The organism is Dictyobacter arantiisoli, from assembly GCF_008326305.1.
Lineage (GTDB): Bacteria > Chloroflexota > Ktedonobacteria > Ktedonobacterales > Ktedonobacteraceae > Dictyobacter > Dictyobacter arantiisoli.
Genome location: NZ_BIXY01000008.1, coordinates 72,815 through 96,700, shown reverse-complemented (window position 1 = coordinate 96,700; position 23,886 = coordinate 72,815). Strand labels below are relative to the sequence as shown.

Annotated in this window: 5 protein-coding genes; 2 read left to right on the top strand and 3 right to left on the bottom strand. The window is 48.0% G+C overall.

Annotated elements, in window-relative coordinates:
- Positions 1 to 9: 9 nt before the first annotated feature.
- Complete coding sequence (locus F1593_RS04330) at positions 10 to 15,591, top strand: non-ribosomal peptide synthetase (protein ID WP_149400322.1); 15,582 nt, start codon at positions 10 to 12, stop codon at positions 15,589 to 15,591.
- 141 nt (positions 15,592 to 15,732) lie between these two features.
- On the opposite strand, the gene F1593_RS04325 is transcribed toward F1593_RS04330, so the two are convergent.
- Both F1593_RS04325 and F1593_RS04320 read right to left on the bottom strand, forming a co-directional pair.
- Positions 15,733 to 17,502 carry a fatty acyl-AMP ligase gene (locus tag F1593_RS04325; RefSeq protein ID WP_149400321.1) on the bottom strand — a complete coding sequence of 590 codons (1,770 nt, stop codon included), beginning with the start codon at positions 17,500 to 17,502 and terminating at the stop codon, positions 15,733 to 15,735.
- Between the two features lie 207 nt (positions 17,503 to 17,709).
- Positions 17,710 to 18,549 carry a helix-turn-helix transcriptional regulator gene (locus F1593_RS04320; protein ID WP_149400320.1) on the bottom strand — a complete coding sequence of 280 codons (840 nt, stop codon included), beginning with the start codon at positions 18,547 to 18,549 and terminating at the stop codon, positions 17,710 to 17,712.
- Between the two features lie 322 nt (positions 18,550 to 18,871).
- Here F1593_RS04320 and F1593_RS04315 point away from each other — a divergent pair, with 322 nt between their 5' ends.
- Complete coding sequence (locus tag F1593_RS04315) at positions 18,872 to 19,642, top strand: helix-turn-helix transcriptional regulator (RefSeq protein ID WP_149400319.1); 771 nt, start codon at positions 18,872 to 18,874, stop codon at positions 19,640 to 19,642.
- A gap of 143 nt (positions 19,643 to 19,785) precedes the next feature.
- Here the strand turns inward: F1593_RS04315 and F1593_RS04310 are convergent, their stop codons facing one another.
- Positions 19,786 to 23,805, bottom strand: coding sequence for a non-ribosomal peptide synthetase (locus F1593_RS04310; RefSeq protein WP_149400318.1), 4,020 nt, complete (start codon positions 23,803 to 23,805; stop codon positions 19,786 to 19,788).
- Positions 23,806 to 23,886 lie beyond the last annotated feature (81 nt).

Sequence of the window (23,886 nt, the reverse complement as noted above, 5' to 3'; positions counted from 1 at the left end):
ATAAACCTTATGAATACGATACATAATCCAGGCAGAGAGCCAATCGCCGTAATTGGTATGGGGCTTCGCTTCCCGGGTGCCAGTACTGCTCACGAATTATGGCAATTGTTACGTCAAGGACGAGATATGGTACGCGAAGTACCTCCAGAGCGTTGGAATATTGACCAGTTTTATGATCCTGATATAACGGAACCCGGTAAGATGACGAGCCGCTGGGGTTCATTTCTGAACCAAATTGATCAGTTCGACTGGAAAGCGTTCCATATCTCTCCTCGCGAAGCGAAATATCTCGATCCGCAACATCGCTTGCTCCTCGAAATCGTCTGGGAGGCGTTTGAGGATGCGGGCATTCCTCTTGAGGATGTAGTCCAGAGTCGGACGAGCGTGACAATTGGGCAGGTATGGAATGATTATCTGCGAATGCAGAGTAAGAACTGGTCTAAGTTAGACGGCTATACAGGACTTGGGGCCATGCCGTCACTCGCCAGCAACCGCCTATCCTATATCTTTGATCTCCAGGGTCCAAGCATTACACTCGATACGGCCTGTGCGTCCTCTCTAGCCAGCATCTACTATGCCTGCCAGAGCCTCTGGTCAGGAGAGGCGGATCTGGCGATCGCGGGTGGAGTCGAGCTCATGCTCTCTCCCGATAGCTCTATTATGTTGTCAAAAGCAGGTGTGCTTTCACCTACCGGACGTTGCCGTACCTTTGATGCCGAAGCCGATGGCTTTGTCCGTGGGGAAGGTGCTGGCGTTGTTATTCTTAAACCACTCTCACACGTGCGTTCCTCCGAACGTGTTTATGCGCTTCTCACCGGCATTGGCTTGAATCATAATGGTCATAATGAATGGATCACGGCAGTTAATCCTCAGGCACAAGAGGCAGTTATTCAACAAACTCATGCCCAGGCAGGTATTGATCCAAACGAGATTGACTATATCGAACTGCATAGTGCTGGTTTGCCAAAAGGCGATCCTCTAGAAGCTCAGATCCTCGGTGCTATCTGGCATGGCGAGCGGTCAAGCGAAAACCCTTGCCTGGTAGGCTCGGTGAAAACAAATTTTGGACACCTGGGCGCTGCCTCAGGCATGGCAGGCTTTATGAAGGTAGCGCTCTCGCTCTTTCATCGTGAGATCTTTCCAACCCTTCATCTGCAAACAGTTAATCCCGCCATTGACCTTGCCGCCAATAGACTCCAACCACAAACAACTTTAACAAACTGGCCGGCGAAAGAAGGGACTCCCCTGGCGGCGATGACTTCGGTTGGACTTACTGGCAGTAATGCCCATGCCATCCTTCAGGCTGCGCCACAGTCGGAGGATAAAAATACGACACATCCCGCTGCTACAAGCTATCTTTTGCCAATCTCAGCTCGTTCAACTGACGCGCTTATCGAACTTACCAATAACTATAGCCAGCTTCTAGCGCAGTCTGAGGCACAGCTACCTTCAGCCCATAATCTCTGCTCAAATGCGTCTATAGGGCGCAGCCATCACGCATATCGTCTTGCCTTCCAGGGAGCAACGGCGCAACAATTGGGAGAGAAAATACACAATTTTCTAGCGGCCCCTTCCTATCTGGCACAAAACAAAAAAAGTGGCAGAGAACCTAAAATTGCCTTTGCCCTTAGCACTAAACCTCAAAAACTCTGGCAGGGCTTTTGCAAAGAATTGCTGCGAGAACCAGCTTTCTATCAGCTTGTGTCTGAATGTGATCAACACCTCGATGCACTGATCAACTGGTCACTCCTGACCTATTTAGATAATACAGCACAAGAATACGAGCTGTCAGAAGAGACAACGGCACGCATAGGAAATTTTGTGCTCCAACTTGGTCTGGCCGCTCTCTGGAAAAAATGGGGCCTGGCTCCTGGCGCTATCCTGGGAGATGATGAGCTATTAGCCCATGCCATTTCGCTGGCGCTTGAAGGAAGATCATTAGCTTCTGTATTCCACACGTTCTGCCAGCACCATCAGTACTCCATTCCACAGGTACAACTGCTCCCTGAGATATTCATACCTGATGAATCCACGCCATTGCCAATCGTTCACAACGCAGAAGTGGCACAGTTATATGCCATGGGTTGTACGCTCATCCTAGAACTCACGTACTGTTCAGAATTCATAAGCTCATTCGCGAAGCTCAATGCAGAACACCATCAGCCCATGCTTATCCTGTCATCATTGGGGACGGTCAACCCATCCTCCTATCGGACCGCCTTGCTGGAAGTTGTGAGCATCTGCTATCAACATGGGTGCACTATTCAATGGTCACAGGTCAATTCCGAGCCATTCCAACATGTTGATCTCCCCCATTATCCCTGGCAACGCAAACGCGTCTGGTTAGATTGGTTGGACCAGGAGGAGATGAATACCCCACCTGAACACAAGTCATGGCGGCAATCTTCATCTGAACACCCACTTTTGCATTCATCTACGGCACTGGCGTATCCTGCAAACACACACCTCTGGCAGATCCATCCATTACAGCATGATACCAACCGATCAGCTTCTCCGTCCACAAAACTATCTGGCGAACAACTGAAAAATATCTATGAAAGCCTGGTATTGGCAAGCTTCGCTTCCCTGGCACAAAAAGAACAATCATTCCATTTAAACGAGCTGACATTGCATAATGCAGAGCAACCAGACGATGGAAGTAAAGGACAACTTTTAGTTACGACACAGCATGAGCAAAAACTGAGCTTTCAAATCTTCTGGCAGAGAGCAGGCAGCACACAATGGGAGATATATGCCAGTGGTCAAGGAGAAATCGTCGCAGAGGAACGGAGAGAAAAGGAGGCACAAATCCCAAATAGTTCGTTGCGTCGCCAGTTGGCGGATGCCACGGATACCAAAAAAACCACGCTGCTCCTGCAACATATCAGCACCTTGATTGCCTCCTTCCTGGAACTGGACGAGTTACCCACACTCCACCAGGAAAACGCTATCTTTGCCCTTGGCCTGGATTCGCTGACCATCTCACAGTTAATCAATAGCTTGCAGAAAAACCTGGAAGGCTCCATTCCTTTTACACTTCTCTTTCAGAGTAATACCCTGGGAGACTTTATCACAGCACTACTCCAGAGGCTTTTCCCGCTAGAGGATAGTCAGGCCACAGGTTCTACACTCGATCAGGCACTGCTACCAATTGTAGCAACACAGCATGAGCGTGAGATGCCTCTCTCCTTTGCACAACAACGACTCTGGTTCCTGGAAAAACTAACTCCCGGCACAAGCGTTTATAACGAGCATAGCGCTCTACGCATTCGCGGCAATGTACATGTCGCGGCACTGGCACATGGCATTGATGAGTTACACCAGCGCCATGCAATGCTGAATATGACCTTCCATGAACAAAATGGACAACCTGTACAGCACACTACCCCTGATGCCAGAGCGAGGCTATCACACGTAACGCTCTCCCATCTGCCCGAAGAGGCACGCGAAACGACTGCCCTCCAGCTCGCCCAACAGGCGCTCAGTGAACCTTTTGATCTTACAACAGGCCCGCTTACACGCTTCTGCTTATTTGAGATTGGTCCAGCCGATTTCATCTTGCTCATTGCCTTCCACCATATTATCGGGGATGGCTGGTCCCTGGGTGTTCTCTATAAGGAACTGGAAACCTACTATACGGCCTATATCATGGATCAACGTCCCGCAGTGCCTTCCTTATCTATCACCTATCCCGACTTTATCAGCTGGCAACATCAATGGCTACAAGGAGAGGCGCTAGCCGAACAAAAACAATACTGGATCAAACAACTGGCAGATGCACCTTCGATCCTGGAGTTGCCTACCGATTATCCTCGTCCAGCCGTGTTAGAGACACATGGGAAACATCATGTCTTCACACTCTCGCAGGAGCTCACGCAACGTATGCGAGCCTTTAGTAAACAGGAAGGCATCACTGTCTATATGACGTTGCTAACAGCTCTCCATATTTTGCTCGGTCGCTATAGCGGGCAAGAAGACATTCTCATCGGCACATCTTTAGCTAACCGCTCGCGACCTGAACTTGAAGGGATTGTTGGTCTCTTTCTGAATAACGTCGTGATGCGTGGACGCATGCATGGTAATCCTACTTTCCAGGAATGCGTACAACGAACAAAACGGACCGTTATGGAAGCTTTCCAACACGGCGATATGCCATTTGAACAACTACTCCAGGCATTACAGGTGCAAAGAGATCTTAGCCGTTCACCACTCTTTCAAGTGCTCTTTGTACTTCAAGATAAAGCCTGGTTTGATCTCACGCTGCCAGAGCTAGACATCGATACCTTTGAATTAGAAAGCCATGTGGCAAAGTTTGATCTGTATCTTTCTCTTGCGGATCGTGGAGACGATCTCTATGGATCACTGGAATATAATACCCATTTGTTTCAACCAGAAACCATTCAGCGTATGGTGGAACATTTCGTGGTAGTGTTAGAGACCATGACCGCACAGCCAGAACAGACTATTATGACCTTCCCGCTGCTCACACAGAACGAACAACAGAGGATGCTCAAAGAGTGGAATACAACCGCCACACACTATCCACTCGACAAAACAGTACCCGAACTGATCGCGCAACAAATGGAGTTACAGCCAGATGCCATCGCACTCGTAGATCAGAACCAACAACTAACCTATGCTCAATTACTAGAACAGGCCCAACGTCTGGCATATACACTCCAGCAAGCTGGCGTAGGTCCCAATCGCTTAGTCGGGCTCTATCTCCCTCGCTCCATCGAGATGGTCGTTGGTATTTTAGCTACCTGGCTGGTCAATGGCGCCTATCTCCCTCTCGATCCATTTATGCCAACCGAACGCCTTGCAACGATCTTTGCTGAAGCCAAACCGGTCGCCATCCTGACCATCTCTACCCTGCAAGAGGATTTACCGGCTCACTCAATTCCTCTCATCTGCCTGGATACGCAACAACCAGAGCTACAAATAAGCACAGTGCCATCGTTAGCAATACCTTCCCATCCACAGCAGCTGGCGTATGTGATCTATACATCAGGTTCAACGGGCCAACCCAAAGGAGTGATGATCAATCATCAGGGGATGGTCAATCATCTCTACGCCAAAATACATGCTCTACAGCTAGCACCACGGGACAAAATCGCCCAAACAGCATCTCACTGCTTTGACATTTCTGTCTGGCAATTCTTTGCAGCCCTGTTGAGCGGCGGAGAGGTTCATATCTTGCCAGATGAGATTGCTCACGATCCTCTCTATCTCCTACAAGAGGTTGAACATAGACAGATCACTATTCTTGAGGTCGTACCGTCTCTTTTACGTTCTCTCCTGGAGACAAACAGTTCAACAGACTTAGCACAAAAACCTCGGAGTTTACGCTGGTTGCTTGTAACTGGCGAAGCCTTGCCAACAGAACTTTGTCAGCGCTGGTGGCAAGCCAATCAGCAGGTTCCATTGCTTAATGCCTATGGGCCAACAGAGTGTTCAGACGATGTGACCCATCTGATTATAGATGATACACCCAACGCTATAGCACCGATTATGCCCATTGGACAGCCACTCGCGAATACACAATTGTATATATTGGATAGGTATTGGCAACCGGTGCCAGTAGGTGTCGTTGGCGAACTCTGTGTAGGTGGCATGGGAGTAGGACCAGGCTATCTCTTCAATCCACAACGCACCGCTCAGTCCTTTGTGCCAGATCCTTTTAGTCAGCAAGCAGGAGCTCGCCTGTATCGTACTGGCGATCTCGCACGCTTCCAGCCAGATGGAACGATTGAGTTTCTAGGACGCATTGATCATCAAGTGAAACTGCGTGGCTATCGCATTGAATTAGAAGAAATCGAGGCAGTATTACAACAGCATCCCAGCATTCGCGAAAATGTGGTGCTGATACGTGAAGATGTTCCTGGGAATCAGCAACTGGTAGCATATATCGTTTCCACAAGTTCGCACATACCAACGCAAGCAGAGCTACAGGTTTTTCTCCATACCAAACTGCCGGCGTATATGATTCCGAGCATGTTTGTCTCCCTTGAAGCAATGCCGTTAAGCGCCAATAGCAAAATAGATCGTCAAGCACTGCCAATACCAACCTATGAAAAACAGCCAGAGGATGAGGAGTCCATGCCTCTCAGCGCGCTAGAACAATCATTAACCGAGATCTGGAAATCCTTGATTGGTCGCCCCTGGGTGGGAAGGCGCGAAAATTTCTTTGCATGTGGAGGTCACTCACTACTGGCAACACAGCTGATCTCACGGGTCAGGGATCAGTTGCATGTTGAACTGCCACTACGTAGCTTGTTTCAAGCTCCAACGATCGAATCATTCGCAGCCCTGATTGAAACCTATCAGCAAGTAGTGCAAGAACATACACTACCAGCGATCCAATCAGTTACGCGTGATTCCTTACTCCCACTCTCATTTTCACAACAACGCCTCTGGTTCCTGGATCAACTCGCGCATGAGAGCGCAACCTATAATCTCTGTGTCGCGATACGTTTAACAGGAAAAGTGCATCGTGCCGGACTCGCATATAGCTTGCAGGAGATTATTCGCCGCCATGAAGCATTGCGCACAGTATTCCAGGCGACGCAAGGCAATCCGGTACAAGTTATTCTTCCGTCAATGCCCCTCGACGTAGAAGCCGTCGATCTGACACAGCTTTCTCCTGAACAACGAGCATCGACCCTTGAATCTTTAATGCAACGCAACGTACAAAAGCCTTTCGATCTGGTTAATGGTCCACTTTTGCGGGCACACCTGTTCCAACTGGATAGCCAGGAATACGTCTTTCTCCTCACCGTTCATCATATCGTTTCTGATGGTTGGTCACTGGGCGTGTTCATTCGCGAATTCAGTACCCTGTATAATGCATACCTGACCCAACAACCAGCTATACTGGCAGATTTGCCGATTCAATATGTCGATTTCGCGGTCTGGCAGCGCAAATGGATGGATAGTAGTACACTACAATCTCAACTGCGCTACTGGAAAGAGCATCTAGCAGATGCCCCGGCCCGGCTAGAACTACCAACTGATCGTCCTCGCCCCCTGGAGCAGACATTCACTGGCTCACAGATCGAATTCAAACTGTCAGAACAGTTGACCGAGGGGCTTCAGGAGATAAGTCGCCATGAAGGGGTCACGCTCTTCATGACACTGCTGGCAGCCTGGCACGTACTGCTCTATCGTTATAGTGGGCAGGAGAAGATAGCCGTCGGAACCGGGATCGCAAATCGGGACCGTGCTGAGATGGAAACCTTGATTGGCTTTTTCGTCAATACACTCGTTATGTATGCAGATATGACGGGCAACCCGGACTTTCGTACATTCCTGCAACAGATACGCCAGGTCTGTCTGGATGCTTATGCCAATCAACATGTTCCCTTCGAACAAGTTGTTGAGGTCATACAACCAGAACGCCATGCCGGTATCTCGCCACTCTTCCAGGTAATGTTTGTGCTGCAAAACACTCCCTTTTCTGATCTTCATCTTCAGGATGTAGAGCTTGAATTCCTGGCGGTTAATAAAGGTACTGCAAGTTTTGATCTTACTTTATCATTGACAGAAAACAAAGGAGGCATCACAGGAACCCTGGAATACAATACAGATCTGTTTGATGAGAGTACAATCATACGCATGGCTGAACACTATCAAATACTGTTGGAAAACATCGTTAAAGATACCCAACAAACTATTGCTTCTCTACCTCTATTGAGCCAGACAGAAGAGCATCAGCTACTCAAAGAGTGGCATACAACGTCGAGCAACTATCCACAGCAGGGAACCATTCCACAGTTGTTTGAAGAACAGGTGGCGGCAACACCACATGCAGTTGCCTTACGCTGCCAGGGTCAAGAGATGACCTATCGGGAGCTGAATGCACACGCCAATCAGCTAGCTCATTATCTACAAACACTGGGGGTCACAAGAGAGACACTGGTAGGATTGAGCATGGCTCGCTCTTTGTCTATGGTTATCAGTATTCTGGCAATTCTCAAAGCTGGAGGAGCCTATGTTCCTCTCGATCCCAGTTATCCACAAGAACGCCTGACTTATATGCTTGAGGATACCAATCTTTCACTCATTCTGACCAGTGAGGAGGTTGCCACACAGCTCCCCTTAGATGGGCGACACCAGATTATCTGTGCGGAGACATACGACGATCTACTCGCTGAATTCTCTCAGGAGAACTTGCAGCACACGCTAGATCCAGATCAACTGGCTTATGTTATGTATACCTCTGGCTCAACAGGACGACCGAAAGGAGTGGGCGCTGTCCATCGCGCCATTGTGCGTCTGGTACGCGAGACAAACTATGCTACCTTCAATGCAGAGGATATCTTTTTACATCTAGCACCCAGTTCTTTCGATGCCTCAACCTTAGAGTTATGGGGAAGTTTACTCAATGGAGGTCGCCTGGTTCTCTTCCCGGCTCATACACCATCTCTAGAAGAATTGGCACGGATCTTACATGAGGAACAGATCAGTATCCTGTGGCTGACAGCGGGACTGTTTCATCAAATGGTCGAACATCATCTGCCTGCTCTGGCCAGTTTGCGTCTCCTATTGGCTGGTGGCGATGTCCTGGCTAGCGCACAAGTGCAGAAAGTATTGCAGCAGAATAGCAATTGTACGCTTATCAACGGCTATGGTCCAACAGAGAACACCACCTTCACCTGCTGCTATCCCATGCAGAATAGTGAGCAGGTTGGAACATCAGTTCCCATTGGTATGCCGATTAGCAACTCGACCGTCTACCTTCTGGATGCATTGATGCAACCCGTTCCCATTGGAGTTGCCGGTGAACTCTATACAGGAGGAGCTGGTCTGGCTCGCGGTTACCTCAACCACGCCGACTTGACGGCCGAACGCTTTGTGCCAAATCCATTCAGTACATCTGGTACTCGTCTCTATAGAACAGGAGATCTCGCCCGCTATCGGAGTAATGGGTCGATCGAATTTATCGGACGACGCGACAACCAGGTCAAAATAAGAGGTTTTCGTATCGAACTGGGAGAGATTGAAAGTATCCTGTTACAACATCCAGCCATTGCCGATGGTACAGTCATCGTCCATACTGATGATATTGGCACCAAACGCCTGGTAGCATATCTGGTACAGAAAGCTCCTCTGTCAGCCCACGAGATACGTGGCTATCTGCAAGAGATCCTGCCTGATTACATGATCCCTGTTTGCTTTGTTCCCCTGGAACAACTGCCTCTCACCACGCATGGCAAAATAGATCGCCGGGCACTTCCCAATCCAAACTTTGGCCAATCCAATGAGATAGCGGGACCGGAGCCGGAGGCTGCACAAAATGAGGTGGAAACTATTCTCATAGAGCTATGGTGTCAGGCTCTAGGAATAGAAAGTATTGGCCTGCACGATAACTTCTTTGGATCGGGCGGAGACTCCATCCTCAGTATTCAAATTGTGGCGCAGGCTGCACAGCATGGAGTGCGCATCCATCCCAAACACTTCTTCCAATATCAAACGATCGCTGAGATGGCTCAGATGATAAGGGAACAGCAAGCCACTACCATCACCCAGGATGCCAATGCAATAGCTGAGTATGGTCTGGTTGAAGGAGAGGTAGCACTGACGGCTGTTCAACGTTGGTTTTTTGAACTTGATGTCCCTGTACATCATTGGAATCAAGCGGCCATCCTGCGGCTCTTTTATCCTGTTGAACCTGAGATCATTGAACAGGCCTTTGCTTATCTGATGCGTCATCATGATGCGCTCCGCATGCGCTTTACCCGGGAGGACGGCACCTGGCGCCAGGAGATAAGCGTCGACGAAACATTAACGTCTTCCGTTCTCTGCCAGGTTATTGATATCTCACATCTATCACCTGAGGAGCAATCACAGGCCATGCTCACCCATACAGATGAGGCACAAAAAAGTCTGAATATTGAACATGGCCCGCTCCTACGCGTTCTATATTTCAAGCCTGGAGAGAATGAGCAGGTGCGCTTATTCATTACTATTCACCATCTCATCATTGATAGCGTTTCCTGGCGCATCTTGCTTGAAGATCTTCAGAATATCTGCGAACAACTCGATATCCAGCAAGAGGTCCAACTTCCCCCTAAGACGGCTTCGTTCCAACAATGGTCCCGGCATATGCAGGAATATGCGCAGGAGGAAGCATGCATTCAAGAGTTCGCTTACTGGCAACAGCAAGGTCAGAAATTCACAGTTGAACTCCCAACAGACAGAGCCGACGGCAGAAATACCGTCGCATCTGCAGACACGCTTGAGGTTGCCTTCACCCAGGAGGAGACACATGCACTCCTCTATGATGTTCCACCACTCTATCAGACACACATGAATGATATCTTACTGACAGCCCTGGCACTCACACTCACCCGCTGGAGTGGAAAAGAGCAGATCACCATTAACCTTGAAGGTCATGGGCGGGAAGATCTTTTTGGATTAGATGTCTCACGTACAATCGGCTGGTTTACCAGTATCTATCCAGTCCACTTTGATCTCAGCGGGTGTAATGCCCTGGACCAAGCCATCAAAACTGTGAAAGAGCAACTTCATAATCTGCCCGGGCATGGTATTGGCTATGGTTTGTTACGCTATCTCGCGCCAGAATCTATAAGGTCCCAACTGGCTGAGCTTCCGACACCAATGATCAGCTTTAACTATCTGGGACAATTTCATCAAGTACTCTCCGAAGACCAAATGTTTGCGCTCGCGAAAGAGAAATTCGGTTCAGATTATAGTCCACACGGCTTGCGCCGTCACTTGCTGGACGTAGCCTGTCGCATCATCAATGGTAAGATCCAATTTGAGTGGACGTATAGTCAGAACATCTATCATCCCGAGACCATTAGCGAACTTGCGGAAGAATTTATGGCGACCCTGCGTGCAATCATTGAGCATTGTCAGCAACCCGAGGCCGGTGGCTATACACCTTCAGACTTCCCAATGGCACTTCTGACACAGCCACAGATCGATTTGCACTTAAAGAATAGTCGTCATATTGAGGATATCTATCCGCTCACACCACTCCAACAAGGTTTGCTCTTCCATTCTTTCTATGAGCCTGACCATGGTGACTATGTTATTCAGGTGGGCATGACCTTTGAAAAAGGTTTCAATGAGCAAACCTTCTTCGATGCCTGGACACATGTTATACAGAATCATACTATCTTGAGAACAGGTTTCTGGTGGGAAGGATTGGAGGAAGCTCATCAGGTGGTCTATCAAGACGTTTCTCTACCAGTCGAACGACAAGACTGGCGGCATCTGACCGGCGAACAACAACAAGAACGCATAAAGGAATACCACCATACAGACCGTTTGCGCGGCTTTCAACTCTCCCAGGCCCCGTTGATGCGTTTGTTTATCGCCCGTCTAAGTGATGAAGAGTATACTATGGTCTGGACATATCATCACTTGCTACTCGATGGCTGGAGCCTCCCACTCGTACTTGAATTGTTCTTTAAATCCTATGCAGCACTGGAAAAACAGCAATTGATAGGTCAGGTAAATCGACCACCCTATCGAGAATATATCCGCTGGTTACGCCAGCAAGATATGCAGAAAGCACAGGAGTTCTGGAAGGAGACATTGCGCGGCTTCTCCGCACCGACTGCACTTGGTATCGATCATACACAACAAGAGGCTCAACAATCTGGCTATGATGAGTGGGCGGGCACACTCTCGATACAGGCAACACAAGCACTGACCCAATTGGCTCGCCAGGAACATGTCACTATTAATACACTGATACAAGGTGCCTGGGCTCTCCTGCTCAGCCATTATAGTGGTGAAAACGATGTCATCTTTGGCGCAGTCACGTCAGGACGGACCGCCACAATCACAGATATTGAGAAAATGGTAGGTCTGCTCATTAATACACTCCCAGTTCGCGTACAACTCGAACCGCAGATCTCCGTTCAGAAGTGGCTCTACAAGCTCCATGAACAACAGACCGAAATCTTGCAATATGGATACACACCACTGGCACAGATACAATCCTGGAGCGAGATCCCACACGGTACACAACTTTTTCAAAGCCTGCTCGTCTTTGAAAATTATCCGCTCGACTCCTCTGCAATCAGTGGCGAGAATGAACATATCGCAACAGTTCTTGAGAGCATAAAAGTAGCAGAGCAAACGAGTTATCCCATCACACTGATAGTGATACCTGGACAGCAGCTCAAATTCAAAGTGCTTTATGATCGAGAGCGTTTCTCGTCTGCTCCCATCACGCAGATGTTGCAACAGCTTGAACAGATATTAGTAGACTTCACGCAGAAAGCGGATCGCCCACTCACAGAGATACAGCTCTGGACAAAGGGCGAGCATGAACACCTCAAAGCGACTATCGCAGAGACAACACGCTCATTCCCGGTGGGGCAGACCTTACATGAGATCTTTGAAGCCCGGGTAGAACAAACGCCCTTCTCTACCGCAGTTATCTGTGAACATGAAACGCTGAATTATCAGGAACTAAATCGACGAGCGAATCAAACGGCCTGGTACTTACGTCAGCTTGGAGTCGGACCCGATGTCAACGTCGGCCTGTGCGTGGAACGTTCTCTTGAATTGCTCATTGGTATTCTGGCCATCCTTAAGGCAGGAGGAACCTATGTTCCTCTTGATCCAACCTATCCACCTGAGCGCCTGGCCTATATTCTCGAAGACGCCCATATCTCGATTATACTCACGCAAGAGCACCTCAGGCAGAAGCTGCCGATCATCAGCGAATACGTCATTGGTCTGGATGCAATTGATCCACTCCTCTCACTGGAGGAGGTGTTCAATCCAATCCAGACGGCAGATCCAGAAAATGCAGCGTATATCATCTACACCTCTGGTTCTACCGGCAATCCAAAGGGCGTGGTGGTCTCACATGCCAATGTCATCCGTCTCTTTACAGCGACAGCGTCGTACTATAACTTTGATAATCGGGATGTATGGACACTCTTCCATTCGTACGCCTTTGATTTCTCAGTCTGGGAGATCTGGGGAGCCCTACTTCATGGAGGAAGCCTGGTCGTTGTACCATTCTGGATCAGTCGTTCGCCAGAATTGTTTTATCAGTTATTACATACCCACAGGGTCACTGTACTTAATCAAACACCATCGGCATTCAATCAATTGATGCAAATTGAACGTGTGGCGGAACAACGGAAGCAATTAGCCCTGCGGCTCGTTATCTTCGGAGGAGAGGCATTAGAACTCCAAAGCTTACGCTCCTGGTTCTCTATCCATGGAGATCAACAGCCCCAATTGGTGAATATGTATGGTATCACAGAAACAACTGTGCATGTTACCTATCGTCCAATCACAGAAAAAGAGCTCTCCAATAATCTCGGAAGCGTGATTGGCCTTCCGATTGATGATCTCCACGTGGTCATCATGGATCATTATGGCCAACCAGCACCGCTGGGTGTGGCCGGAGAGATGTATGTGGGAGGCCCTGGTATCGCCCGCGGTTACTTACACAGACCAGATTTAACAGCCCAGCGCTTTGTCCCTCATCCATTTAGTAGCGAACCAGGTGCGCGACTCTATCGCTCTGGGGATCTAGCACGTCGCCTGCCCAACGGCGATATAGAATATCTGGGCCGTATTGATCATCAAGTCAAGATACGCGGTTTCCGTATTGAGCTTGGAGAGATTGAGGCGACGATAGGATCGCAGCCTGCGGTACAAGAGAATATTGTGCTGGCTCGTCAGAATCATATGGGCACCAAACAACTGGTCGCATATGTCGTCAGAAAACCAGGAGAGGAGCTGAGTGAGGCAGAGCTACAGGCTCACCTGCAAGAAAAACTGCCACACTATATGGTGCCTTCCACCATCGTTTTCCTGGAGGCACTACCACTCAATCACAATGGGAAAGTTGATCGTCAGGCGCTCCCTGAGAGAGAGAGCATTGTGCAAGAGAGTGAAAGACACTATATTGAACCACAAAACGATATTCAGCAAAAACTTGCAGATGTCTGGGCTGAAATCATGCACCTGGAACGCGTGGGAATTCAAGATAACTTCTTCTCCCTGGGAGGCGATTCTATCTTGAGTATCCAGATTATCGGACGAGCAAATCAGCTCGGATTACACCTGACACCCAAGCAACTCTTTCAATATCAAACCATCGAGCAATTGAGCCAGGTTGTCAATCATACACCCACGGTACAAGCCCAACAGGAACCTGTCACAGGGCCGGTGGCATTAACGCCAATTCAACAGTGGTTTTTTGCACAACAACAACCTCATCCAGACTACTGGAATCAATCTGTCCTGGTTTCAATCACAGGAGCTATCAATTATCACTATCTCACACAGGCGCTGGCAGCACTACTCGAACACCATGACGCGCTACGCTTGCGCTTCACCTATACAGAAACAGGCTGGCAACAACGCAACGATGCACCAGGCGCACCTCTTGATTTCGACTATGTTGACCTTTCAGCGCTACCAGAAGCGGAACAACAACGCAAGATGTTGGATAAAGAGGCTCAAGCTCAGGCGTCATTAGATATTGCGCAGGGACCCTTGTTTAAAGCCGTTTACTTCCATCTGGATCAAAGAGAGACGCCGGATCAACTGCTCCTCATCATTCACCATCTGGCGGTTGATGGTGTCTCATGGCGCATCTTGCTCGATGATTTGCAAACAGCGTATCAACAATGTTGCCAGCATACATCTATTCAGTTACCAAAGAAAACCACTTCGTTTCAGTGCTGGGCAGAACATCTGGTGACCTACGCCCAGGCAGAACAGGCTCAACAAGAAGCCGAATACTGGTTGCGTGAGACCAGCGGTACTCATCAATCAATTCCAGTTGATTATGATACGCAGGAACAAAGTCATGATATTGAACAGGTTGAAGTTATCCTTCCAACTGCAGAAACACGTATATTGCTGGAAACATTACCAGAAATGTATCATACACAGATAAATGATGTTCTGCTGACAGCGTTAGCACAGGTACTTGCCCGCTGGAGTAATCACGAAGACGTTTTGATCGACCTGGAAGGACACGGACGAGAAGAACTCTTCGCCAACAGTGATCTCTCTCGTACCGTTGGCTGGTTTACCTCTCTCTTTCCAGTCAAACTTACCATACCAGCAGATGCAAGTACGCTTGAAACACTGAAACAGCTCAAAGAACATTTGCGTTGTATCCCACAACATGGCATTGGCTATGGTATTCTACGCTACCTGAATACAAGCACTTCGTTGAGCAGAGAACTTCAGGGATGCCGACAGCCACAGATTGTTTTCAACTACTTAGGACAACTGGGGGCCGCTTCATCGAATCCAGGGACTGCATTTAGCCAGCTCAAACCATCACCTGGACCCACGCATCATCAGGAGAGTACACGTAGCCATCTGCTGGCAATCAACAGTCTCATTCAAACAGGAGAGCTGCATGTTTCCTGGGAATTTAGCCCACAGATTCATAAGCGCGAAACGATTGTCGGCCTGGCTCATGCCTATATACAGGCCTTACAAGCTATCATCGCACTGGCCCAGACACCACAATCCGAAACGATCTATACACCATCCGATTTTCCCGATCTTGAAGTGAGCCAGGAAGAATTGGAATATCTGCTAGCTGAAATCGATCTGGGCGAATAGGAGAAGAGGAGAAGACAGGACACTTTAATTGAGGAGATAGTGAAAGAGGAGAGGGCTGGCGCCGCCAGCCCTCTCCTCTTTCACTATCTCCTCAATTAAACAGGAATGCTTAACCTTTTTTTCAACCCTCAAGTAGGCAGCTCAGGCTTTCCATTCCTGATATTCATTGCGTAAAAAGGCTGCTCGAGATGAGCGTCTCTGAACTTTACCACTCGATGTCTTGTGAACACCATTCATACGTAATAAGACAATTTTATACACAGACAGATCATGATAGTCAGCAATCGCTTTACGAATAGCACGCAGAATTTCTTGCCGGCCCGTGGCTAAGGTCTGCTCAGAAGGAGTGCCCTCGGAGAACTTATAGCGATGATCAACCTCTGCCATTACAACCAGACGTTCCTCATCCTCATGTTCAACAGAGAAGGCAACACTACAACCCGGACGGAGCGCTGGATGACTATATTCCAGAGTTTGCTCTATGTCCTGTGGATAGTAATTACGTCCACCCAGAATAATCAGATCTTTCAGACGTCCAGTGACAAAAAGCTGTCCATTCTGATAGGCACCAAGATCACCCGTACGTAAAAAAGGTCCTTCACCCGTTGACAGATGTGCCTGCATCGTTTGAGCGCTCTCTTCAGGCCGCTGCCAGTATCCCTGGGCGACGCTAGGGCCAGATACCCAGATTTCGCCAACTTCACTTGCATCGCATGCCTGTAACGTTTCTGGATTAACAATCACAATCTCTACACCTTTTTCACGTACCGCCCCTCCACAGCCAACCAGTTGCTGTACATCATCGATCGTCGCACCGGCGGGAAGGACCAGGTTCTCTTCCAGAGCTGATCTACTGATATTCTTAATATATGGCATCTGGTCAGCCTGTTCACAACAGACCATTAAGGTATTCTCGGCCAGACCAAAACCAGGCGTAAATGCCTGAGGACGAAAACCACAGCGGGCAAACATTTGCGTAAAACGATGCAATGTCTCGGCTCGAATAGGTTCGGCTCCATTAAGTGCAACCGTCCATGAGCTCAGATCAAGATCAGAGAGTTCTTGCTGAGCAATACGACGCAGGCAAAGTTCATACGCGAAATTTGGGGCACAACTAAACGTGCCTTGATAATCAGTGATAGCCTGGAGCCAGCGTAACGGACGTTGGAGAAAATCAGCCGGGGTCATAAAAACAGAGGGCACATTCCCATATAGCGGCAATAACATGCCAGCAATTAACCCCATGTCATGAAAAATCGGTAACCACGAAACACCAACTGAATGAGTATCAATACCAAGCTGATCATGAAGCATTGAAAGATTGTGCAGCAAATTGTTATGGCTGACCATGACACCCTTGGGAGTAGTGGTAGAGCCCGAGGTGTATTGGAGAAAGGCTACCGAAGCGCCATCAATGTCTGGTGCCACCCATGCGTCAGCAGTAGACACATCTATAGTATCGGTCTCCAGCCACACCAAATGAGATAATTCCGCAACATTTTCTGTCCATTGCTGAACTTTATGCAAAACAGCCGCTGTAGTTACCACAATAGCAGCATTGGCATCCTCAACAATCGCCTGAATACGTGGGAGCGCTCGTTGTGAATGGGGCGGATAAGCAGGGATGGCGATAGCACCAGCATACAAACAGCCAAAGTAGGCCGCCATATAATCGATGCCCGAAGGATAGAGCAAAAGAACCTGCTTGCCTTCACCTCCATGCTGACGTAGTACATTGCTAATCGCACGTGCTCTCCTATCCAACTCCAAATAATTGATGCATTCATTCGCCGCTCCACCATAGCGCAAAAAAGTATAAGCAGCATTAAATGGATTCTCTCGTGCACGCAACTGTAAAAGATCTACAATCGTATCCACTTCTACAACTGTAGAAGTCATTGTTTGGCTCATGCTCTACTCCTTACCTCTGCAATTTCGAAAGGCCAACAGCAAAACTAGACTTTAGCTCACAACGTACCGTATCAGCAGGCACATTGCTCTACCGTCTGATTATAAACGCTGCCTGGGAAGGTCCGTATTATGTAGATAGAGCATATTCTTACACGTAGTGAAATACTTTTCGGTAGGAGAGTAGATAAAAGAACCGCATCACACCCCTCAACGACGAGCGAAACCTAACATTTTTCGCTGCTTCATTTGCAAAGTATAAATATGCTCCTGATCAAAGCATGCCACAAAGGGTATTCGTGCAGGAACTAATGATTTATGCTCTAATTTTTCAAAGCCGAGCTTTTTCACCAATCGTTCCCCTGCACCTGACGAAGTAACTGTATATATTTTATCAAACAGATAGCCATTGCTTCTTAAATGCAAAAGGAGATCCACAAAACGAGAAATAAGAATCCCGGCATACAATTTCTGAAGGTGGTTGGAGAGTGCTGGATCAATGACCAGGACATCAATATAAATAGTAAAAGGCTCAAGGCGTGGGAATGGCAGCACATCATTGACTTTAATTTCGCGCTCAATTTTCTTACCAGTCAAAAGGTGATCCAGCAACTCATCAGAAAAATGAAACATAGAGATATACCCGACTACCGACCCCTCAATCTTTAGCGAATGAAAGGTGAACTCGCTTTTCTGTTGAAAAGCGATGCGCTCAGGCAACGGTGTAATAAAATTCCGTCCAAATGCCCGCGATCCTATCTCCAACTCTTCTACCTGATCAGCGATCATCGAGCGACTAAATGTAATGCCCTGGTCCTGCTCAAAAAGTATTTGCATTGAGAGAGCCAATCCATCGATATCTCGTTTCGGATAGACCCCCTGCTTCATCCCTGGTGGAACTACTTTCCTGATGAAACCCTGCTTCACTTTCCGAAAAAACATGGCCTTTGATAATCCAAGCCGCTGTTGCGCTTCTGAAGCTGTATAGTATTGATCTGCCATGGAATTAGCCTTTCTTGTCCTATAATTAACCATTATAAAATATAACATATTGTCGAGACTTTGTAAACTTTTGGAAATATGGAAACACTATGGCTACTCAGCTTCCTGATTGAAAACAATAGTGATGAAAAAAACATGAAGCACCCTGGTTTACACTTCGGTTTTGTTAATCAACAGGTCGATAGTAATTAAACCTTTAGTAGCCTTGAGAATCTTTAAACTATCTTAAACCAGGTTGATTTATTATCTCTATTGTATACATCAAAAATTATCTATGCTATAATAAACACATTATGAAATATTCCGATTTACACCTAAAGGAGATAGAACAAGATAATCTGGTTTACGCCTAAAGGAGACAGAGCGAGATATGCCCCAACAGTACTATACCGCCTCAGAGGCACAAAAAAAACTTGGTTTTTCCAGAGCTGCATTCTTCCGCAAAGTGAAGCAGGGCATCATCAGGAAAGTAGTTCCACCAGGAATGAAACAGGGTGTTTATCCGAAACGAGATATCGATGCGTTAGCTCTTTCAATGCATACTATTTTTGAACAATTCCAAACAATTGTTTTCAGCTGCTCTAGTCCTGAAGACCAGAAAGAGGAGATGGAAATTGGCATTCGCGCCTTCGGCAAAGATTTTATTACACCTCTTGCAGAACGGATCTCCTTTCAAAAAAAATGCGAGTTTACCTTTCATTCTCTAAAAGCTCACGGTAAAGTTGTCGGCTATTTCTCACTATTTCGCTTGACAGATACTTTTCTGGATCAGCTTTTACACGGAGAACAGATCGAACGTAGCATCAGCATTGATGACATGTTATCTTTTACACGGCTTGAGCCTTTCCATATCTATATCGATGTTCTGGTAACTGATCCTCTTCTTTCTCATCACCTGAGAAATCTTTATGCCGGTCTCCTTGTATCTCATCTATTCAGTTTACTGCGCTCTTTGCAGAACAATGGATATTTGATTGACAAGGTATACACTATTACCAGCACAAAAGAAGCAGATAAGCTCGCAGCTCATGCTGGTTTTCACAAGGTTCAAACCAGCTCATTGACACCAAACCGCGTTGTGTGGGAACTTCCACTTTGCGAACAACACCTTCAAACGCTTTCTTCTTTCTGGCAAGGATAATACTCTATCACACGCCTCACAATCAGGATAGCACATACACTTTTGTCATGCGCCCGACTATACCATAGAATAAAAAGAGTGCGGGCGCATAATCTAATGAGCAAGCAACGAGATTCCACTGGGAGTGAGCTGCCAATATGCGCTCAGGCAGCTGAAAGATTCTGCGCCTGTGTGCCTAACGAGAGAGTCAGAAACCGGGCCAGTTCTCGTACATATGGCTCGTCAACCATCTCACTATGCTTCCCTGGCACAACATAGGCAATAATCTCTTGCTGACAGAGCTGTTCCCAGCCGCCCGTCAAGGCATTCGGCTGGCTTTGCTGCAATTGCAGAACTTCACTTGAGCGGAAAAAGGTAATGCGACCGGGATATACTTCCGGCTCATACTGCTTGACCGCTAAAAGGTTGCGACAGTTCATATAAGCGAGCCGACGAAATTGCTCAAAACCAATGTCTGCTGGCAGCAAATTAGTCTGCCTGGCTTGCTCCCATGCATGGATCAGTTGTATCTGTGGCTCGGCGCGCATCACATCCTCTTCACTGAGAGACAAGACCCCTTCTTCCCGCAAGACATTGACTACTATTCGATCATCGAGCAGCTGGATACCAGGAGTGCGTGCGGATGGTTCTAACAGGCATGAAGGTGGCAGGCTACTATCGAAAAGCGCCAGCAGTGAAACGCTCTCTCCTTGCCGTGTTAATTGCTGCGCAATCTCAAATGCTACCACTCCTCCTAACGACCATCCTCCTATTTGATAGGGACCTGTGGGCTGAATATTTTGTATAGCCTGCACATACTGAGCGGCCATATCTTCTAAACGCAGGCTACCTATCTCATACTCCGGCGACTGAAGTCCATAGAAGGGCTGCTCAGCTCCTAGCGCCTGCGCAAACGCCTGATAGCGAAACACGGTCCCACCTGAAGGATGCACGCAGAAGAAAGGTAGACGCTCGCCATGCGTTTGTAATGGTACAATGATGGCAGATATTTCTTCCAGCCCATCTTCACGCAAAATATGAGCAAAGGCACCCAGAGTAGGATGTTTGAATAATGTGGAAAGAGCTAGATCACAATGAAATTCTTTATGGATCAATGACATTAAACGGACAGCAATAATAGAGTTTCCCCCCAGATCAAAGAAATCGTCCAGCACACCAATCGTATGCACATTGAGAATCTTTGACCAGATAGTGGCAAGTCTCATTTCAACATGATCACGTGGACGGATATAGGTTTTCTCAGTAGGAACAGACGCGCTACTACCAGTAGAGACGGGTTGTTGCGCAGGTAACTGCTTGCGATCAATTTTTCCATTGAGGGTTAATGGGAAGGCTGCAAGCTGAATGATGCTATTGGGAACCATATATGCTGGTAGGTGCTCTTGTAGAAATGCTTTCAACTCTTTTTCAACCAGGATTGAGGATTGGGTCGCGATGACATAAGCAACAAGCCGTTGTTCGCCCGGCTGTGCTTCATCCAATAAGACGATACATTCCTGTACTTGCGGCCACTGCTGCAATGTCTGTTCAATCTCACCCAGTTCTACACGGAAACCACGTATTTTTACCTGCGTATCCGCTCGACCTAGAAACTCGATAGTACCATCGAAAGTAGCACGAGCCAGATCGCCTGTCCGATAATAACGGACGCACTCCTGCTCGCTCCATCTTTTCAGCACAAATTTTGCCTGCGTCTGATCTGGCTGATTGAGATAGCCTCGTGCCAGCCCCGCACCGGCAATATACAGCTCGCCAGCCGCCCCGACTGGAACCATATTCCCTCCAGCATTGAGAATCACGGCTGAAAGATTGCTCAGAGGTTTACCGAGAGGAATAATCTCATCCTCTTGGATGTGCACATGGTGGTTAACCAGTACCCCAATCGTCGTCTCCGTTGGACCATAGTGATTAATGATTTGACAGCCAGCCTGCATTTCGATCAGGCGCGCTAATAATGTGCGCTTCAGCGCTTCACCGCCAAGAATAAGCTGTTGGCGCGGCAAAAATGCATTGGCTGATACCTCTGTCTCAGCGGACAGGAGCGCACTCATATGAGATGGCACAATCTTTAGGACGTCAATGGGATGCTGCTGAAGATAGCGACTCCATCGTGAGGCGGAAGTTGCAATCTCATAATCCAGAATATGCAGGCAACCACCTGCAATAAGTGAACCAAAGATCACGGTATTGCCAAGATCGGCGGCCAGCGTCGAAACCGTCGCAAACTGCCAACCAGCTTGCCAGGCCAATTGCTGCTGCATACCCTGAATATAATTGCTCACATTCTGATGCTCAATCAGTACACCTTTGGGATTACCAGTTGAACCAGATGTATAGATCACATAGGCGAGATCGGAGAGCTGTATGCCAGCCGGGACGTTCTCAGCAGCGCCAGGTACGTTGTGCTCATACAGTGTAGAAAGTGTGCAGGTCTCAACTGGATAATCCAGAAAGAGCGAACTCAACTTTTGCTGTGTCACCACCATAGCCACCTGAGCATCTTGCAGTTGATACTGCAGCCGTTGCAACGGCAATTGCGCATCCAGCGCCAGATACGCAGCACCCGCTTTGAGAATCGCCAGCAAACCCACAATCATATCAACGGAACGCTCAACGCAGATTCCAACCACGGTATTCCGTCCAACGCCCCGGGCCCGCAAAGCATGCGCGGCAAGATTAGCTCGATGGTTCAGCTCACCATAGGTCAGGGTGCTGTCATTATGTCTGACCGCCAGCGCCGAGGCATTACGTGCCACCTGTTGCTCAAAGAGATCCACCAGATGGAGAGCGGGAAATTGGACGATAGGACCTTGAAATTGTGTACGCAACTGTTTTTCCTGCCAGGGTTGAAGCAGGTGCAGATTTTTCACTGGCAGATGAGGATGGGACAAAGCATCCTCTAAGATGGTTTGAAATGCAAGCGCAAGCAGCTCGATCTTCTCATGCGTAAAGCGGTTAGCCGCAAAGTGTAATTGGAATTTCAGGCTTTCAGCAGTGTGTACCGCCTCTAACTTCAGCAGAAACGGTTCACTACATTGATAACTTGCCCGCAATGAAAAATGGACAGGCTCAGCGTTAGTATGACTATACGACGATGAAGCCTGTTCATAGATATACTGAACTGGTAATTGTTGGCTCTGCTTGTGCTCATGCGCAGCCCAGGAAAAATAGTTTTGCTCTTCTATAGCATTTTTATAGGTGCTGCCAATCTGGCTCACGATATGTGCAAATGTTTCTTCTGCATCGATAACAGCGGGCAAAGGCACAAAGCGGGTATATAATCCCAGGGCTGTTGCAAGTTCATCATAGGTGCGACCATCATTCCCTACTCCCATGATGATCTCTTCCTGATTGGTATACGAGGCCAGGAACAGATACCAGACAGATAAAAGCAGCGTATCAATCGAGGCATGGAACTCAAGGGCCAGTGCTTCAAGGGTCGGCATCAGAGAAGCATGAAAAGGAATATGATAAATTTCTGGACGAAAGGCTGCTTCCGTCGCAGCAGTGGCACCTGGCATGGAAAAGGTATCGAGCAAGGTTAAGTCCAGATGCTTCCAGAACAGACTATGCTCAACAGCATCTTCTTCTGCCAGCAGCTCGTTCTGCCACGCGGATACATCGATATATTGTAACGGTTCATCCTCTTCTTCATGCTCGCTAGTAGCAGGAGAGAGCAAGCCATAATATGTTTGCTGCAATGCCGACGTCAAAAGCTGGAGGGTTTTACTGTCCGCACAGAAGGCTGGCAGGCTGAGAACCAGGAAATGCTGATTAGCGTTCAGCGTGAGGAGATGGCAATGCAGACAGGGCATCTGACTGATAGCAACTGGCTGTGTGCGCAGTTGTAGCACGATATTCTTCAGAAAATCATCTTGATCAACCGGCAATAAGTGTTCAAGCGACGTGACTTGATAGCCATAGTGTGGCTTACTCACAATCTGCATCGGCACATCCATACCTGGCAGGGCAGAGAAGGCTGTGCGTAAAATCTCATTGCGTGCAACGATGTCCGCAATAGCCTCCTGAAGAAGATCCAGAGCAACCGCACCTTCCAGCTCAATGACGCCGACCGCATGATATATAGCAGTATGCTGATAAAAGTCCCATAAACGCGCCTGCTGCATTGATAAGGGAGAAGCATGAAGTTGAAATGTTTCCATGGAATCGTAGCTCCTTCTATTTCTATTCGGGTCTGATTAAACATCGAGAGCCACGGATCACAGAGGGATTGCTCCTTCCAT

Bases quoted from the DNA above. Each gene is read 5' to 3' on its own strand.
- F1593_RS04330 (WP_149400322.1), top strand. From the start codon at position 10: ATGAATACGATACATAATCCAGGCAGAGAGCCAATCGCCGTAATTGGT.
- F1593_RS04325 (WP_149400321.1), bottom strand. From the start codon at position 17,502: ATGAGCCAAACAATGACTTCTACAGTTGTAGAAGTGGATACGATTGTA.
- F1593_RS04320 (WP_149400320.1), bottom strand. From the start codon at position 18,549: ATGTTATATTTTATAATGGTTAATTATAGGACAAGAAAGGCTAATTCC.
- F1593_RS04315 (WP_149400319.1), top strand. From the start codon at position 18,872: ATGCCCCAACAGTACTATACCGCCTCAGAGGCACAAAAAAAACTTGGT.
- F1593_RS04310 (WP_149400318.1), bottom strand. From the start codon at position 23,805: ATGGAAACATTTCAACTTCATGCTTCTCCCTTATCAATGCAGCAGGCG.